The following is a 16,559-nucleotide window of genomic DNA, read 5'->3' as shown; positions in this document are numbered from 1 at the left end:
CCGGCGCAGACGCCCCTGGTCTTGCGCGTCGTCACCGTCCTTGTCGGTGCGGCGCATCCGGCGCCGCCCGCAGTGGCCGCTTGTGCCGAGCGCTCGCTGCGCTGCCGCCAGGGCAAGCTCGATCGAGTGGCGCTTCTCTTGGTAAGACAAGGCCAATAGTCGGCGGCTTCCTAGGCCGCGTTCTTGGGCTTGAAGTTTCGGCACCAGCCGGTCGCCGGCACCTGGCGGCCGCCGAAGAAGGAGCAGGGACCCTTCTCGGCGCCGTCCGGGCCCTGGAACAGCTGGCAGTTGGCGCAGGACTGGTCAGCACTGTGCTTGGGGAACTTCTCGGCATCGGCATTGGCGGTGTCGGTCACGAAGCCCATGGCCATGGCGTAGGCATCGTTGGGGTCGAGGTCCGGCTTGGCCTCCTCGGCGCCGACGAAGCGGGCGAGGGTCAGCGCCGAGGCACCGGCGGCGACCTGCATCAGGAATTTGCGGCGATCAATGGGGTTCATGGCTTTAGCTCCTCGCTTTGGCTGGTGTTATCGATGGTTGTGTGAGTGCGGTACCCGCAGCCGCCAGGATCCTGGGCCGGGAGGTACCGCTGACGTGTGAGCGGGTGTGCCGCGGTCCTCTCGGCGCGCTCGATTTGTGGTCTTTGTTCTGGCGTCGGGATCGGCTAGCGGCCCTATTCTCAGGCCAGGTCCGCTTCCGCGACTTGTTGTTCCCCCCGATTGTCGCGCCACTGGACGCGTAGTCTCGCGCCCGTCGGGAGCGCTTCCAGTCGGAACTGCAGCAACGGGTCCCGGGCGACTGTGATGCCAAGCTCGGCCTCCAAAACCATCCGGTCGTCGACCAGGACGGTCGCTGCCGTGATGTAGTGGGCGCCGACTGGCCGCCCTTGCGCGTCTTTCCGCAGCCCGGATTCCATCGGGTGCAGCATGAGCACCATGACGTCGACGCCGCCGTCCCGGCGTCTGCTGCGGATGCGTATCTCGTCGGACATGATGGCAAGCCGGCGCGGGCGGTTGCTGCCGTCAGCGACAGCCGCCGACGGTGACCGTGGCGTCTGCGCCCGTCCAGTAGAGGCCGTCGGCAGTTCGCACGGCCCCATAGACGCGCCCGCTGCCGGCGAGCTTGACGCGCACGGACAGGCGTGGGGCCAGACCGGCGCCCAGACGAAACGCAGCGGCAACGGGCGTCGGGTTCATGTCCGCCAGCACATAGACGTTGCGCACATCGGGGAGCCTGGCCTCCACGGTCACGGGAACGACGGCGCCGTTCTCGATGCGCTGTGGCAGGGTCAGCTGGACGCGCTCGGGCGCCTCGATGGCGCCGGCCTCGGTGCCCGCGCCCAGCGCCGCCAGGGCCGCATTCACGGCACCGACCGGCGGCAGAATGTCGGCACGCGCCAGTCGCTGCACACCGCAGCCCATCAGGACGAGTCCGGCCGTGCGCTGCGCCAAGCGCCGTCGACCTTGGTCCGGGCGCCGCCCGGCGCCGCGGGGTGTTTCCGGGACCTGCGTCATTGCGCGGTGCGCACCAAGCGCAGGTGGTGCGACAGCGTCTTGGCGTGCGGCTCCACGCCCTCGGGGCCGAAGCTCAATGCGTAGGCCTGGCTCTGCGGGTCCTCCTCGCGCACGCTCTTGGTCCAAAAGAACGCCGGCGCGGTGTTGGGGAATATCGTTAGATTGATGCGCGGGTTCTCGCACTCGCGCTCGACGATCATGGCGAGGTCGCGCAGGCCGGGCACGCGCCAATCGCTGAAGAAGTGCTCGCCGCTCGCATTGACGGCGGCGGCGGCGGTCCGGGTCGAGGACCAGGCATAGTCCTCGGCGTTGCCGACACAGGTCTCGCCGTTCCAGTCCTGGCCCAATGCGCAGCGCATCCACATGAGCCCGGACGCCTTGTCGGTGACGGTGCCGTCACCGTTGACGGTGAAGCGCTCGGTGGGGGCCGAGCGCGGGTGCTGGCTCGTGTCGCAGCGCTGGTCGGCGAGCGCCGTCGTCAGGCCCGGCAGCAGCAGCAAAACTAGGGGAATACGCATAGCATTCTGTTCGGTGGGCATCCGCCGGTTGCGCGTCAACAAGATTTGACGCATGCGGGGCGCTCCGTCGCCCCGTGATCGGCCCGGGTGGCCGCGCTGGACCAGCTAGGGGTCTCAGCGGCGCTCGGGCTCGTACTCGCGGGTGTCGACGCCCAGACCCGTCGGCTCACGCTTGAAGCCAGTGCCGAATGCAACCGGCACGCCCGCGGTCTGCTCGGATGCGAGGCCGGGCTCGATCGGCAGCCCGCGATGCAGATACATCGCGTAGGCCTTGATCGCGGTCATCTCCGCCGATGTGGGATCCAGCCGCTCGCCCAGCTGCGGGTTCTCGATGCACCAATTCACCATTTCCTGCCAGGGCACCACCTCGCCGTACATGGTCATGTACTTGGGGAAGGTCTGGGGGTTGGAGGCGGCGGTATCCGGATGACAGTTGGCGCAGGCGAGGCCGTTGCTGGTCATGCTCGGCTCGCTGCCGTGCCAGAGGTCGTAGCCGGTCTGGATGGCCTGGTAGAGGCTGTCCATCTGCGCCTCGAGCTCTTCCTCGGTGAAGGGCGGGCGGGCGAAGACCGTGCTGGCGACGACAGTCGCTGCGACGATGCCGCCGATGCCGAGAGCGCGACGAATGGCAGTGCGTGTTGTCATTGAGAGAGACTCCTCCAGGGTTCATGAGGGGCGGGCGCTTGCGACCGCCTCGGGGCCGAGCAGTGGCCCTGTTCTATGGCGCGCGTGCCATGGCTCTTTTGCCCAGCGCGTCGCCGGGGGACGATGCCGGCGGACCTGATGTGAGGACCGCCGGCCCGGGATGACGCGAGGGTCAGACCGTGAAGCCGTCCTGCATGAACGGCGTCAGGGAGTCCTCGAAGGGCTTGTACTGCACCAGGCCCTCGAAGCTCTCGCTCAGGTCGATGACCTGAACGCCCTGGCCGTCGGTGGCGATCGAGGGGTCGGCGCGGTTCATGCGGGTTTCCGGGTAGGCCAGCTCCACGGGCGGGTAGGGCCAGGGCCAGGAGGTGCTCATGGCCGCGACCGACGACATGTTGCCGATGCGGTTGAACAGCGTCTGATGCACATGACCGTGATAGGACATGACGTTGTCGAACTTCGCCAGAATTTCGCGGATCTCGGGCGCGTCGGACGTCTGGAAATTCCAGCGCGGGTAGTAGTCCCACAGCGGTGAGTGGGTGAAGATGACGATCGGCGTGCTCGGGGCGAGGTCCTTCACGTCTTTGGCCAGCCACTCGAGCTGCTGCTCGTGCACGCCCCAGGGGCCGGGGATCGGGCTCTCCAGCATCTCCATCACGGTCATGCGCTCCTTCGGCGACAGACCGGCGGGCGTCCAGAAGTCCTCGACCAGGATGGAGTTCAAGCCGACGAAGTGCACGCCCTTGTGGTCGAACGACCAGGTCTCGTCACCGAACAGGCCGCGCCAGGCCTCGCCCATGTCGAGATACCAATCGTGCTCGCCCGGGATGATCTTCATGGGCATTTTGAGCCTGGAGAGAATCTCTTTGCCCTTGACCAACTGGTCTTCGGTGCCGTTTTGCGCGACGTCACCGCCGAACATCACGAAGTCCGGCATGGGCTCCATGTTGTTGACTTTGTTGACCGCGTCGATCAGCTGCTGGTCGAATTTGTGATCGTCCATGCTGTAGAGGTGCGCGTCGCTGATGATCGCGAAGCGGAAGGGGTCGACCTTGCCGCCGGCCTCTGCTTTGACGACATCGACGATGCCGAGATTGATGCCCGCGGCTTGGGCGACCAGCGTGGCCACGCCGGCCTTGCCACTGAACGCGAGGAACTCGCGCCTGCTCTGATTCACTTCGGACATTGGCTTCACTCCACCTTTGGTTTGGCTTATGGGCAGACGCATCGCGCTGCCGTTTTGCTGGATCGCCGCGGAGACTGCCTCGTTGCGGCGCTTCGATCCGACCTTCTCAGGCCGGCAGACTCGCTGGCCGTCATGACCCGGGCCGGGCTTATTGTCATCGGCGTCTTGTCGCACTCACCGAGACTGATTCGGATGTGCACGGTTCAAAATGCTTCTCGGATTCATCGGTTTGGGTTATCGCTGTGAATGAGCGCCGGCCGATGCCCGGGCTTTTTTATCACGATGGCCTCGGCGCGCTCCTGGTGCTTGAACAAGTTTTGTCGAGTCTGGACCGTTCGTCGGCTTGGTCACTATTAGTCTGCGCTTATAGGCTTTAGCCGGGGTGTGCGGTTCATTGGCTCGCGACATTGTCGGTATTTGTCCAAGCAGCCGCCCAGTGAGGATATAGACAGCACAAAGGCAGTCAAGCGAGGCCCGTGCATTTTTTTCTATCGGAATGATCTATTTGGCCTATCCGGTCGGTCCATTAATTGGGCATTTGCTAATGCGCCTGTGATTGCATCATGGAAGTGACTTCGGCGATGGCGCGTATTTCTAAGGTGCATGGGATGCGTTTGTCATGGAATTGTATGGTAGGTATTAGTGAAAACCAGAATATAATATGGTAATAATGTGATCGCTAATATAGGCGGATACTGAATTAAAAACGTTTATCCGTCCGACGAACGGCGTAATGACCTTCGAGCGGCAACGACTCGCGGCGCGCCGGCTGCGGTGTAACGGCGGTAACGCGCAGAAGACACAGGCGGCAGGGGGCATCAGCCCGTGCAGCGGGGGCTGCGAGCTGAAACGGCGGCGGGGCAGTCGCTGCGCAGCAGCGGTGGAGGGCGGCGCGCGGCGGCGAGACGCCTGCGCTAACACCGGGGCCTGCGTCGGCCCCGGGCAGGTTTAGACGCTCTGGCTCAGGCGAACCGGCGCTGCTCGCCGTCGCCCGCCACGTTGTCGACACAGCGCCCGCAGAGCTCGGGGTGGGCGGCATCGATGCCGACGTCCTCACGATGGTGCCAGCAGCGCACGCACTTGGGATGCGGGCTCGGGCTCACCCGCACCGCGAGTCCGTCGACATCCGTGTCGGCGGCGTCGGCCGGGCGCGCCGCGAGCGGATGCACCCTGGCCTCGGAGGTGATCAGCACAAAGCGCAGCTCGTCGCCGAGGCGCGCCAGGGTCTCGGCCAAGTCTGGTGCGCAGTAGAGGTCCACTTCGGCGTCCAGCGAGGCGCCGATGACGCCGTCCTTGCGGGCGGCCTCCAGATGCCTGCCGACGGCGGTGCGCACGGCGAGCGCCTGCGTCCAGAGCGCGCGGTCATAGGGGTCGTCCGCATCCAGGGGAAACAGGCCGTCGTACCAGGTGGCGGTGAAGACGTGGGCGTCGCGCTCGCCGGGGATATGCTGCCAGAGCTCGTCCGCGGTGAAGCTCAGGATGGGCGCGAGCCAGCGGCTCATGGCCTCGACGATGTGATACATGGCCGTCTGGCAGGAGCGCCGCGGCAGGCTGTCCGCCTGCGTGGTGTATTGGCGGTCTTTGATGACGTCCAGGTAGAAGCCGCCCATGTCCACGACACAGAAGTTGTGCAGGCGGTGGTAGATCTGGTGGAACTGGTAGTCCTGGTAGGCGGCCGTGATCTGCTGCTGGAGCTGATGCGCGCGGTCCACCGCCCAGCGGTCCAGCTCGATCATGTCCGCGGCGGCCACGAGGTCCGTCGCCGGGTCGAAGCCGTGCAGGTTGGCGAGCAGGAAGCGGGCCGTGTTGCGGATGCGCCGGTAGGCGTCGGCGGTGCGCTTCAGGATCTCATCGGAGACGGCCATCTCGGCGCGGTAGTCCGTGGCGGCTACCCACAGGCGAATGATGTCGGCGCCCAGGGTCTTCATGACGTCCTGCGGGCGTACCACGTTGCCCAGGGACTTGGACATCTTGCGCCCCTGTTGGTCCACGGTGAAGCCGTGGGTCAGCACTTGGCGGTAGGGCGCGTGCCCGGTCATGGCCACGGAGGTGAGCAGGCTCGACTGGAACCAGCCGCGGTGCTGGTCCGAGCCCTCCAGGTAGAGGTCCGCGGGGGCGGACAGGCCGGGCCAGCCGTGCTCGGGGTCGTCGCGCTCCAGCACACAGGCATGGGTGACGCCGGAGTCGAACCAGACATCCAGCGTGTCCTGGACCTTCTCGTAGTCGGCGCCTTCGGCCTCGCCGAGCAGGTCCGCCGGGTGTAGCTGGAACCAGGCGTCGATGCCCTGCTGCTCGATGCGCTCGGCGACGGCCGCCATCAGCTCTTCGCTTCGCGGGTGCAGCTCACCCGTGTGCTTGTGCACCAGCAGCGCAATGGGCACGCCCCAGGTGCGCTGGCGCGAGATGCACCAGTCCGGGCGGTTGCGCACCATGGCGTCGATGCGTGACTGACCCCAATCCGGCATCCAGCGTACCTGGGCGATCTCCTCCAGGGCCTCCGCGCGCAGCCCCTGCTGGTCCATGCCGATGAACCACTGCGCCGTGGCGCGGAAGATGATGGGCGTCTTGTGCCGCCAGCAATGCGGATAGCTGTGCTGAAAGCGCGAGCCCAAGAGCAGGGCGCCGCGGGCCTTCAGCGTCTCCACCACCTGCTCGTTGGCGTCCCAGACCGACTCCCCGGCAAACAGCGGCGTGTCCGGCAGGAAGCGCCCGTCGCCGCCCACCGGGTTGTCCACGGCGAGCTTGTAGCGGCTGCCGACGATGTAGTCGTCCAGGCCGTGGCCGGGGGCGGTGTGCACGGCGCCGGTGCCGGCCTCCAGGGTCACGTGCTCGCCGAGGATGACGGGCACCTCGCGGTCGTAGAAGGGATGTTGGAGCTTCAAGCCCTCGAAGGCGTCGCCGCGGCCGTAGGCGATGACCCGGTAGTGCTCGATGCCCCAGCGGTCCATGGTGTCGCGCAGCAGGCCCTCCGCAACCAGCAGGCGCTCGCGCCCGTGCTCCGTTGCCCCCTGACCGTCCGTTTGCACCAGCGCGTATTCCAGCTCCGGGCTCAGCGCCACGGCCTGGTTGGCCGGCAGGGTCCAGGGGGTGGTGGTCCAGATGACCACCGACATGGGCCCGTCGCCATGGCCGTCCGGCACCGCGTGGCAGCGGGCGAAGAGCGCCTCCTCGTCCAGCACCCGAAAGCGCACGTCGATGGCCATGGAGGTCTTATCGGCGTATTCCACCTCGGCCTCGGCCAGCGCCGAGCCGCAGTCGATGCACCAGTGCACGGGCTTGCTGCCCTGGTGGATGTGCCCGCGCGCGTAGATGCGCGCCAGCGACCGCACGATGTCCGCCTCGAAGCGGTAGTCCATGGTCAGATACGGGTGGTCCCAGTCGCCGAGCACGCCCAGGCGCTTGAAGTCCGTGCGCTGGCCGTCCACCTGCCGGGCGGCATAGTCGCGGCAGGCGCGGCGGAACTGGGTCTCGCTGATCTTCTGCCCGGGCTTGCCCTTTTTGCGCTCCACTTGCAGCTCGATAGGGAGCCCGTGGCAGTCCCAGCCCGGCACATAGGGTGCATCCAGGCCGTCCAGCGTGCGCGCCTTGACGATGATGTCCTTCAGCACCTTGTTGACGGCGTGGCCGATGTGGATCTCGCCGTTGGCATAGGGCGGCCCGTCGTGCAGCACGAATCGCTCGGCGCCGGCGCGGGCGGCGCGCACCCGGCCGTAGACGTCGTCCGCCTCCCAGCGTTTGAGCATCTCCGGCTCCCGCTGGGCCAGGTTGGCCTTCATCGGGAAGCCGGTCTTCGGTAGGTTCAGGGTGTGCTTGTAGTCGGTCACGGCGATACTTCCTCAGGCCAACGGCCGCTGCCGCCGGCTCCGGCCGGGGGCGGAAAACGCTCAAGAATATCAGAGATGTCGGCGGGGCTTGGGCAGGCGATGCCGTGCTCTGTCGCGGGGCGAGCGCGATGTTTGCGTCACGCGACGGACGCCATGGCGCAACGACGGCAACGAGACGGGCCGATGTTTCTGGATTGGTCGCTCGGCACACAGTGATCGCGGACAGCGAACTACGGAGAGCGATGCCGGATGGCAGTAGCGGTCGGATGACGCGGGAGCAAAGGCTCCGCCCTCAGCGCCGAGCCCCTGCCAGCAAAAAGCAGTCGTTGATAGCGATGCCAGCGTACGCTAGCCTGCCGAGGCAAAGGCAAACTGATCAAGATCATCCCACCCATGGCCAGTCTTAGTATTCGCAAGCTCGACGATAACACCATCAGCCGACTGCGCGTCCGCGCCGCCGAGCACGGCGTGTCGATGGAAGAGGAGGTCCGCCGCATCATTCAGCAGGCCGTGGAAACGCCAGCGCGTGTCGGCGACTTGGCAGTCGACCTGTTCAGCCCCGCCTACGGAGGGGAGCCGTTGCACCTCCCCGAGCGTGAAACCACCGAGCCGCTCGGCTTCGCTGATCCGCACGAGCGCAACTGACACCGAGTTGTGGTCGCATCCATCCGGGCTATTGGTAAGGAGCGCGGCCATGATCATCCTCGATACAAACATTGTCTCGGAGTTTATGACATCGCCGCCGGCGCCCGCAGTCAGGACGTGGCTCAACGCGCAGGATGCGGCAACGCTCCACTTCACGACGGGCAGATCGCCGCCGTCGCCGTGGTCAACAGCTGCGCGCTGGCAACGCGCAACGTCAAGGACTTCGAAGCCTGCGGGCTTGAGCTGATCAACCCCTTCGGCGACGCTGGCATGGACCAGCGCAACACTGCGGAAAGCCTGAGGCCAGGCGACCCTTCGCCAGCGGCGGACTGAAGTCCGCCGAACCCAGGACGCCGACTGAAATGGGCGTACCCGCGGCCAGCTCGCGACTTCCAAAGTGGTGCACCGGGCGCAGGCGTTCAGCTCCAGTGTCTTGACTCAAGGGGCGCGGCTGTCGGGCTTCGCTGCCGCTCAGCGCCGACCTACGGCGGGCAACGCGCGTGACTTGGGTGCCGTCGCGCCACTGCCCGTTGCGCCGTGGCGTGAAGCCCAAGCGTGCGGCCGTGAGCGCTGCGCTCAGCCCGTTGCCTCCGCCGGTGTGGGCGGGCGCTCGCCATCCCCACCACGCCGCGCCCAGATGCGCAGCCCGATGAACACGGCCACCAGCACCGCGAGCATGCCGCCGAGCCAGAGTGATGCTGTTGTCGGGTGCCGGGAGAAGGTCGCGGCCTGGTAGAACGCCGTGGCGGTGATGAAGGCGATGCCGGTGGTCCAGGCGGCGACGAAGGTGGCCCAGGCGGCGCCGGTCTCGCGCACCACGGCCGCCAGCGTGGCCACGCAGGGGAAGTACAGCAGCACGAACAGCAGATAGGCGAAGGCGCCGGCGCGACCGTCGAAACGGGCCTCCATGGCGCCGAAGGTGCCGGCCTGCACGCCCTGCTCGGCGCCGACGCCGGCGCGGTCGCTGAGGTCGCCGACGCCGAGACCGAGGGGATCGGTGAGACTGCGCACCACGCCGGCGAAGTTGGCCGGCACGGTGGCGGCGGCGGCGGTCAGCGCGGCGCCCAGGTCGTAGCCGGTGTCGGCGGCGGGCGCTTCGCCGGCGCCCGTTGCCTGGCTCGCCGCCCGCTCGTCCGCGGCGATGCGCCCGTACATGGCATCCAGCGTCCCGACGATGACCTCCTTGGCGAGCACGCCGGAGAAGATGCCGAGCACCGCGGGCCAGTTGTCCGCCTGGATGCCCATGGGCGCGAACAACGGCGTCGCCGTGCGGCTGGCCGCCGCCAGGACCGACGCGTCGCTGTCGGTTTCGCCGAGGCTGCCGTCGGTGCCGATGGAGCCGAGCAGATTCAGCGCCAGCACCATCACGACGATGACCTTGCCCGCATCGCGCAGGAAGAGCTTGACCCGATCCCAGGTGCGCAGCAGCACGCCGCGCAGCGTGGGTCTGTGATAGGGCGGCAGCTCCATCATGAAGCCGGTGCTGGTGCCCGACAGCAGGGTGCGCTTCATCACCAGCCCGGTCAGCAGGGCCACCGCGATGCCGGTGAGATAGAGCGCGAACACCACGTTCTGGCCCTGGTGCGGGAAGAAGGCGGCCGCGAATAGCACGTACACCGGCAGCCGGGCGCCGCAGGACATGAAGGGGTTCATCAGGATGGTGAGCTTGCGCTCGCGCTCGCGCTCCAGGGTGCGGGTGGCCATCACCGCCGGCACATTGCATCCGAAGCCGACGATGAGCGGTACGAAGGCCTTGCCCGGCAGGCCGATGGCGCGCATGGCCCGGTCCATGACGAAGGCGGCGCGGGCCATGTAGCCCGAGTCCTCCAACGCCGACAGGAAGATGTACAGGCTCGCGATGATGGGGATGAAGGTGGCCACCACCGTGAGGCCGCCGCCGATGCCCTCGGCCAGCACCAGGCGCAGCACCGGCGGCGCGCCGAGGTTCGTCAGTACGGCGCCCAGCCCGTCGACGAAGAGCGCCTGGGCGGCGCCGTCGAAGAAGTCGATGAAGGCGCCGCCGATGCTGATGGTGAATACGAACATCAGATACATCACCGCCAGGAACAGCGGGATGCCCCACAGGCGGCTCAGCACCACCCGGTCGATGGCGTCCGAGAGGTTGCCGCCGGCGCCGCCGCGCCGGCGCATGGCGCCTCGGGCCAGGGCATGGGCGTGGCCGAAGCGGGTGTCGGCGATATAGGCATCCGCGTCCTCGCCGGCGCGCTCGGCGATGGCGGTGCGCCAGTGTGCCGCCTGCTCCAGTAATGGCCCGCCGGCCAGCGCCCGGGCGGCGTCGTCCTCTTCCAGCAGCTTCAGGCCCAGCCAGCGGGCGTTGCCGTTCGCGCCCGCGGCGGTGTAGCCCGCCGCGAGCTCGCTCACGGCCTGGTCGACGATCTCCTCGTGCCCCAGCGGGAAGCCGCCGCGCTCGCGGCCGTCCACCACCCCGAGCGCCCGGGCGCTCAGCTCGGTGATGCCCTGCTTGGCGACCGCCACCACCGGCACCACCGGGCAGCCCAGGCGCTCGCCGAGCAATGCGGTATCGATGTCGATGCCGCGCTTGGCTGCCACGTCCATCATGTTGAGCGCCACCACCACGGGCACGCCCATCTCCAGCAGCTGCACCGTCAGGTACAGGTGGCGCTCCAGGTTGGTGGCGTCCAGCACGTTCACCACCAGGTCCGCTTCGCGGGAGAGCAGGTAGTCGCGGGTGACGCGCTCGTCCAGGGAGCTGGCATCGAGCGAGTAGATGCCCGGCAGGTCCACGACCCGCACCGGGCGGCCGTCCAGCTCGGCGCGGCCTTCGCGGCGCTCCACGGTGACCCCCGGCCAGTTGCCGGTGGTCTGGCGGATGCCCGTCAGCGCATTGAACAGCGCGGATTTGCCGCAGTTGGGGTTGCCGGCGATGGCGAAGGTGAGCGGGCCGGCGGGCGTTGGGGCGTCGGGCATGGGGCGAGTACTTCCGAGAGCGTCGACGCCGGTGGCACCCCGGCGCAGGAGAGGGTCGGTGGGCGGCAGACGGGCGCTTTTTGGCAGTGGCGCCGTCCGGCGCCTCTCTACCGCCGAGCGCTGGACTGCGCGCCGGTCAGCTGGCCGCGGCAGCGGTGTTGCCGCCCGAATCCTCAGGCAACGGGACCACCAGCAGCTTGTCGACGATGCCGCCGCCAAGGGCAACCCGGCTCGCACCGGCGGCGACGACGAGCCCGCGGCCACGCCGGTGCTCCACCCGCAGCTCGCTGCCCACGCGCAGTCCCAGCGCACCGAGCTTGCGCTGGAGCTGTCGCCCGCCCTGGATCGCCTGAAGTCTTGCGCTGACGCCGGGCGGCAGGCGACCGAGGCCCATGGCATCGGGATCGGTGGTGGTGCTCGGGGTGAAGGAGACGGATTGCTGCATCAGAGGTCGGTCCGAAGGAAAATGCGAACGCTTCTTAATGATGCTAGTACGCCGAGCGGTGAGCGTGAATGACAATTGCCGGATTGCTGCGCTGCGTCAATCGACGGCTTCTTCGGCTCCCTGGCGCATGGTGGCCGAGAGCTCCGCATAGACCTCGGCCCAGGCGCGGCGCACCTGCGGGGTGAAGCGCGCGCCCAGGGCATCGGCGAAGCTATCCAGCAGTACGGCGGCGAACTTGTCGTAGTCCGCATCCTCGACGCCATAGTCCGCGTGACGGGCGCCCACCGCCTTGATCAGGGGCACCACCGGTTTCGGATTGTCCAGTGCGCTCACCACGGTGTTGAGCATGGTCACGAACAGTGCCGTCTGCCGCTCGATGTTCCCCTTGAACAGCGGGCGCAGCTCCGGATAGCGGGTGAACAGCCGCTGATAGAAGTCAGCGCAGACCTGCTTGCGCATCGGCACGATCTCGGCCCAGGTATCGCGCACCAGGGCGGCGGTTTGCGGATTCATCGCTTGCGTACCAGTGGAGGGTTGCGACTGGGGCCGGGCCTGGAGGCAATGCGGCTTGCCGCTGTTGCGGGCCGCCCGGCTCCGCCCCTGACTGGATACTAGGCGAGGGTTTGCGGGGGTTCAACGTCGCGCGCTCGCGGCCTCGCCGTTGCATGGGCCTCGGCCTGTGGCCAAACCTGTGCTTTGGGTGGGCGAAGTCGATTCCAGCAGGCGGATCATCAGCGGTCGCTTAAGTTAAGATGGCTGGCTTTGAGCTACGGGACCGGCGGCAGCCCCGCAAGGCTCTGGCCCGAGTGCCGCCAGACCAGGTAGCACCAGCGGGCGTCGGCTCGCGCACCATCCGTTGCACGCCGGCATCCGCTCGGCCGAGCGCGGGCGACTGGCATCCCGGCCGGCACAGGCGCCCGGACAACGACAAGCCCGCAGCACGACGAACGAGGTCAGCCCATGTCCGCATTCTTCCGGCACCTGACGTTGCAGGACTTCGCCGCCGCCGCCTTCGCGCTGTTCGCCATCTGGATGGCGGGGCAGGTGCCCTCGGTGGAGATGGCCTGGGTCATGGCCATCCTGACACTGACTATTTTCTTGTTCGCCTTCGAGGTGGTGGGCGTGGACGTCGCCGCCGTCACGGTCATGGTGCTGCTGGGGCTGACGACGCTGTTCGCGCCGGTGATGGGCCTGGATGCGGGCTTGGTGCCCGTCAGCAACCTCTTCGACGGCTTCGCGTCCAACGCCGTGATTTCCATCATCGCGGTGATGATCATCGGCGCGGGGCTCGACAAGACCGGCATCATGTCGCAGGTGGCGAGCTTCATCATGCGCGTGGGCGGTAGCACCGAGGCGCGCATCATCCCGCTGATCTCCGGCACCGTCGGCGTGATCTCCTCCTTCATGCAGAACGTCGGCGCGGCGGCGCTGTTCCTGCCGGTGGTGAGCCGCATCTCCGCGCGCACGCGCCTGCCCATGAGCCGGCTGCTGATGCCCATGGGCTTCTGCGCCATCCTCGGCGGCACCATGACCATGGTGGGCTCGAGCCCGCTCATCCTGCTGAATGACCTGATTCGCACCTCCAACCAGTCCCTGCCGGAGGGCGTGGCGCCGATGGGGACCTTCGAGCTCTTCGACGTCACGCCCATCGGTCTGGCGTTGCTGGCGGCGGGCATCGTCTATTTCGTGGTGTTCGGGCGCCTGGTGCTGCCGTCCCGCGGCACGGACCTCATCGAGGCCACGGACCCCAGCCAGTACTACGGCGAGACCTACGGCTTCAGCGACTTCACGGTGCGGGAGGTCCGGGTGCCGCCGGACAGTCCCCTGGTGGGTACCAGCGTCGACGCCATGGAGCGGCGCTGGCACGTGCGCGTGGCCGCCGTGGAGAAGGGCGACGGCGTACGCCTCGGCTCCGCCGGCGTGGACCGTAGCGTTGGCATCGAGGCCGGCACCTTCCTGGGCCTGCTCGGCGGCCAAGAGCCCTTCGACGCCTTCGTCGCCGACACCGGCGTCGAGGTGAAGCCCGAGACCGAGGTCTTCGCCGATGCCCTCTCGCCCGGCAAGGCGGGTATCGCGGAGATCGTCATCCCACCGGGCTCCAGCGTCATCGGCAAGTCCGCCCGGGACCTGTGGCTGCGCAAGGTCTATGGCCTCTCCGTGCTCGCCATCCGCCGCGGCGACGACACCCTGACCTTCGAGAAGGGCGGCGTGCGCGATATGCCCTTCAAGCCGGGCGACACCCTGGTGGTGCACACCACCTGGATGGACTTGGCACGACTGGAGAAAGATCGCGACTTCGTGGTCGTCACCACCGAATATCCGCACGAGGAGCTGCGCCCGCACAAGGTGCCCCTGGCGCTCTTGTTCTTCGCCATCACCCTGAGCCTGGTGCTGTTCACGGACCTGATGCTGTCCGTGGCCCTGTTGACGGGCGCCGTCGGCATGATCCTCACCGGCGTGCTCTCTATCGACGAGGCCTACGAGGCTGTGAGCTGGAAGACCGTGTTCCTGCTGGCCTCGTTGATTCCACTCGGCATCGCCGTGGAGCAGACGGGCACCGCGGCCTGGATCGCCGATCAGACCCTGACGGCGCTCGGCGACGTGCCCATCTGGGTCATCCAGGCGGCGCTGGCGGTGCTGGCGACCTTCTTCACCCTGGTGATGTCCAACGTCGGCGCCACCGTCCTGCTGGTGCCGCTAGCGGTGAACATGGCGCTGGGCGCCGGCGCCAATCCGGCCGTGTTTGCGCTCACCGTGGCCATCGCCACGTCCAACTCCTTCCTTATCCCCACCCACCAGGTCAACGCGCTGATCATGGGCCCCGGCGGCTACCGGGTGCCGGACTATATGCGCGCCGGCGGCATCATGACCGTACTCTTCCTGATCGTCTCGCTGCTGATGCTGAACCTCGTCTTCTAAAAAGGGGTCAGTGCGGCCTGGCAAGGCCGCGTGTTCTAGCGGGTGAGAGTCCCGCCTGGGTAATCGTGAGCCGCGAGCCCAGTATCGAGCCTTGCGGCGCGGGTGGTAACAGCCGTGTCGATGCGTAGGCCAGATAAGCAGGCGAGGTGCAAAGGTAACGGGTGATGCCGACCTTGAAGGTGTAGAGCCCCGAAAAGTTTTGCGTTGGAGAGTGCCGACGGGCTTGTCCCTCCGGCAGGCAACAATCCGCGCTGCGTTCTGGCGAGTGGCGTGGGTACTCCCCGGGGTCCGAGGCCGTGTCGAGCCTGACATCGAGAGCGCGTGGTAACCAGGGAGATCCGCGCATCGGTCCGCTGGAGGCGGGCACCTGCGAACAAGTGTAAAAGCGAGGACGCAGGCGGTGGTGCGTGGAAGTCGGAGCCACCCATACGAGCTGTGACGCCTGGTAATGCGGGTCGAGCAAAGGGGTGGCGGTCTGAGACAACGTGAGAGTGATACACGGCCCTACGCTGAGAGGACTCTGACCGTGACAACCAAACTAGAGCGTTTCACACTCAAGGCGCGCGAGGAGCCGCAGACGCGGTTCACCGCCCTGATGGGGCTCCTGGGGGACCCCGACGGGTTGCGCGAGAGCTTCGGGCGCCAGGACGGACGCAAGGCGCCTGGAATCGATGGGGTAACCAAAGCGGACTATGCCGAGGGCGTGCAGGCGCGCCTGGAGGACTTGTCGGCGCGGATACGCCGACTGGGCTATCGGCCGCAGCCGGCGCGGCGCACCTACATTCCGAAAGGGGACGGTCGCATGCGGCCGCTGGGTGTGCCCGCCTTCGAAGACCGGCTGGTGCAGGACCGGCTCAGCCTGATCCTGCAGGCCATCTGGGAGCCGGAGTTCCGGAACTGCTCCTTTGGCTTTCGCCCCGGACGCAGTGCGCACGACGCGCTGCGCCGCGTGGCCGAGGTCATCACCAACGAACGGACGCAATGGGTGGTGGAAGCCGACATCAAAGGCTTCTTCGACCATGTCTCCCATGCCCACCTGCTGCGCTTTCTGGAGCACCGCATCGGCGATCCGAACCTGTTGCGGATCATCCGGCGGTTTCTGAAGGCCGGCATCATGGAAGACGGCGCATTCACGGCCGGCGTGGAAGGGACGCCGCAAGGCGGACTGGTCTCGCCCGTGCTCAGCAACATCTATCTGCACTACGTCCTGGATCTGTGGTTCGAGGAGCGTTTCGTGCGCAGCTGCACGGGCAAAGCCTACTTGATTCGCTACGCCGACGACTATGTGGCCTGTTTCGAGCACGAGGCGGACGCGCGCGCGTTCATGGCGGCGATGACCGAGCGCCTGGCGCAATTCGACCTGGAAGTCGAGCCGAGCAAGACCGCGCTGCTGGCATTCGGCAGCGCCATGCTGGGCCGCAGGCGCGTCGAGTACGAGGGACCACGGACCTTCAGCTTCCTCGGCTTCACCCACTACGTGGGCCGCAGTCGGCGCGGGCGATTCGTCGTCGGTCGCAAGAGCGACGGCAAGCGCGTACGCAAGCAGCTCACGGCCCTCAATGCACGCCTGCGGGCAATGCGCGCCCAAGGAGGCAACGCGATGGTGGCATTTCTCGCTCGGCATCTGCGCGGACACATCCAGTACTACGGCGTCAGCGGCAACAGCCGCTGGGTCTCGAGCTATGTCTACTTCGCGACCGGCCTGCTGTTCAAATGGCTGAACCGACGTAGCCAGAAGCGCTCGCTCACCTGGAAGCAGTTCGACGCGTATCTTCGCCGGTGGCTGCCGAGGGCTCGAATCGTCCACGACCTCTACCCCGTCCCTTGGTGGAAGACTCAGACTGGGAGCCGGATGGTGTAACACTCCAAGTCCGGTTCTGCGAGGAGTCGGGCGCCGAACCGTCGCATGGCAGAGAT

Annotated in this window: 14 protein-coding genes; 4 read left to right on the top strand and 10 right to left on the bottom strand. The window is 67.3% G+C overall.

Annotated features, from left to right (window positions below; genetic code table 11):
- Positions 1-170: 170 nt before the first annotated feature.
- From CKO31_RS13120 to ileS, 7 genes are all read right to left on the bottom strand, one after another.
- Entirely contained in the window at positions 171-497 is a 327-nt protein-coding gene (locus tag CKO31_RS13120) for a high-potential iron-sulfur protein (protein WP_200238136.1), read from the bottom strand.
- A 179-nt stretch (positions 498-676) separates the two neighbouring features.
- Entirely contained in the window at positions 677-988 is a 312-nt protein-coding gene (gene soxZ, locus CKO31_RS13115; protein ID WP_200238135.1) for a thiosulfate oxidation carrier complex protein SoxZ, read from the bottom strand.
- 31 nt (positions 989-1,019) lie between these two features.
- Positions 1,020-1,511 carry a thiosulfate oxidation carrier protein SoxY gene (locus tag CKO31_RS13110; protein WP_200238133.1) on the bottom strand — a complete coding sequence of 164 codons (492 nt, stop codon included), beginning with the start codon at positions 1,509-1,511 and terminating at the stop codon, positions 1,020-1,022.
- Positions 1,508-2,083, bottom strand: a complete 576-nt coding sequence (locus CKO31_RS13105; protein ID WP_200238131.1) for an Lcl C-terminal domain-containing protein — start codon at positions 2,081-2,083, stop codon at positions 1,508-1,510. Before CKO31_RS13105 ends, CKO31_RS13110 begins: the two co-directional genes overlap by 4 nt.
- A gap of 60 nt (positions 2,084-2,143) precedes the next feature.
- Positions 2,144-2,674 carry a c-type cytochrome gene (locus CKO31_RS13100; RefSeq protein WP_200238129.1) on the bottom strand — a complete coding sequence of 177 codons (531 nt, stop codon included), beginning with the start codon at positions 2,672-2,674 and terminating at the stop codon, positions 2,144-2,146.
- 172 nt (positions 2,675-2,846) lie between these two features.
- Complete coding sequence (locus tag CKO31_RS13095) at positions 2,847-3,860, bottom strand: metallophosphoesterase family protein (protein ID WP_200238127.1); 1,014 nt, start codon at positions 3,858-3,860, stop codon at positions 2,847-2,849.
- 962 nt (positions 3,861-4,822) lie between these two features.
- Complete coding sequence (ileS, locus tag CKO31_RS13090) at positions 4,823-7,684, bottom strand: isoleucine--tRNA ligase (RefSeq protein WP_200238124.1); 2,862 nt, start codon at positions 7,682-7,684, stop codon at positions 4,823-4,825.
- 393 nt (positions 7,685-8,077) lie between these two features.
- Between ileS and CKO31_RS13085 the strand changes: the two genes are divergently transcribed.
- The gene (locus tag CKO31_RS13085) at positions 8,078-8,329 is read left to right on the top strand and encodes a FitA-like ribbon-helix-helix domain-containing protein (protein WP_200238123.1); all 252 of its coding nucleotides are present in this window, start codon (positions 8,078-8,080) and stop codon (positions 8,327-8,329) included.
- Positions 8,330-8,338: 9 nt separating this feature from the next.
- A complete protein-coding gene (locus CKO31_RS13080; RefSeq protein WP_200238121.1) occupies positions 8,339-8,662 on the top strand; it encodes a PIN domain-containing protein in 324 nt (107 codons plus the stop codon).
- Positions 8,663-8,905: 243 nt separating this feature from the next.
- On the opposite strand, the gene feoB is transcribed toward CKO31_RS13080, so the two are convergent.
- From feoB to CKO31_RS13065, 3 genes are all read right to left on the bottom strand, one after another.
- Positions 8,906-11,278 (bottom strand): Fe(2+) transporter permease subunit FeoB, encoded by a 2,373-nt coding sequence (feoB, locus tag CKO31_RS13075; protein WP_200238118.1) that lies wholly within the window; start codon positions 11,276-11,278, stop codon positions 8,906-8,908.
- 136 nt (positions 11,279-11,414) lie between these two features.
- Positions 11,415-11,723 carry a FeoA family protein gene (locus tag CKO31_RS13070; protein WP_242475350.1) on the bottom strand — a complete coding sequence of 103 codons (309 nt, stop codon included), beginning with the start codon at positions 11,721-11,723 and terminating at the stop codon, positions 11,415-11,417.
- Between the two features lie 96 nt (positions 11,724-11,819).
- Positions 11,820-12,236 carry a globin domain-containing protein gene (locus CKO31_RS13065; RefSeq protein WP_200238116.1) on the bottom strand — a complete coding sequence of 139 codons (417 nt, stop codon included), beginning with the start codon at positions 12,234-12,236 and terminating at the stop codon, positions 11,820-11,822.
- A gap of 447 nt (positions 12,237-12,683) precedes the next feature.
- Between CKO31_RS13065 and CKO31_RS13060 the strand changes: the two genes are divergently transcribed.
- Positions 12,684-14,642, top strand: coding sequence for an SLC13 family permease (locus CKO31_RS13060; protein WP_200238114.1), 1,959 nt, complete (start codon positions 12,684-12,686; stop codon positions 14,640-14,642).
- A 526-nt stretch (positions 14,643-15,168) separates the two neighbouring features.
- Positions 15,169-16,503, top strand: coding sequence for a group II intron reverse transcriptase/maturase (ltrA, locus tag CKO31_RS13055; RefSeq protein ID WP_200238111.1), 1,335 nt, complete (start codon positions 15,169-15,171; stop codon positions 16,501-16,503).
- Positions 16,504-16,559: the final 56 nt, after the last annotated feature.

It is taken from the genome of Thiohalocapsa halophila, from assembly GCF_016583825.1.
Lineage (GTDB): Bacteria > Pseudomonadota > Gammaproteobacteria > Chromatiales > Chromatiaceae > Thiohalocapsa > Thiohalocapsa halophila.
This window is presented reverse-complemented; position numbering and strand designations above follow the sequence as displayed.

Bases quoted from the DNA above. Each gene is read 5' to 3' on its own strand.
- soxZ (WP_200238135.1), bottom strand. From the start codon at position 988: ATGTCCGACGAGATACGCATCCGCAGCAGACGCCGGGACGGCGGCGTC.
- CKO31_RS13085 (WP_200238123.1), top strand. From the start codon at position 8,078: ATGGCCAGTCTTAGTATTCGCAAGCTCGACGATAACACCATCAGCCGA.
- CKO31_RS13120 (WP_200238136.1), bottom strand. From the start codon at position 497: ATGAACCCCATTGATCGCCGCAAATTCCTGATGCAGGTCGCCGCCGGT.
- CKO31_RS13110 (WP_200238133.1), bottom strand. From the start codon at position 1,511: ATGACGCAGGTCCCGGAAACACCCCGCGGCGCCGGGCGGCGCCCGGAC.
- CKO31_RS13070 (WP_242475350.1), bottom strand. From the start codon at position 11,723: ATGCAGCAATCCGTCTCCTTCACCCCGAGCACCACCACCGATCCCGAT.
- CKO31_RS13095 (WP_200238127.1), bottom strand. From the start codon at position 3,860: ATGTCCGAAGTGAATCAGAGCAGGCGCGAGTTCCTCGCGTTCAGTGGC.
- CKO31_RS13060 (WP_200238114.1), top strand. From the start codon at position 12,684: ATGTCCGCATTCTTCCGGCACCTGACGTTGCAGGACTTCGCCGCCGCC.
- CKO31_RS13065 (WP_200238116.1), bottom strand. From the start codon at position 12,236: ATGAATCCGCAAACCGCCGCCCTGGTGCGCGATACCTGGGCCGAGATC.
- feoB (WP_200238118.1), bottom strand. From the start codon at position 11,278: ATGCCCGACGCCCCAACGCCCGCCGGCCCGCTCACCTTCGCCATCGCC.
- CKO31_RS13100 (WP_200238129.1), bottom strand. From the start codon at position 2,674: ATGACAACACGCACTGCCATTCGTCGCGCTCTCGGCATCGGCGGCATC.
- CKO31_RS13105 (WP_200238131.1), bottom strand. From the start codon at position 2,083: ATGCGTCAAATCTTGTTGACGCGCAACCGGCGGATGCCCACCGAACAG.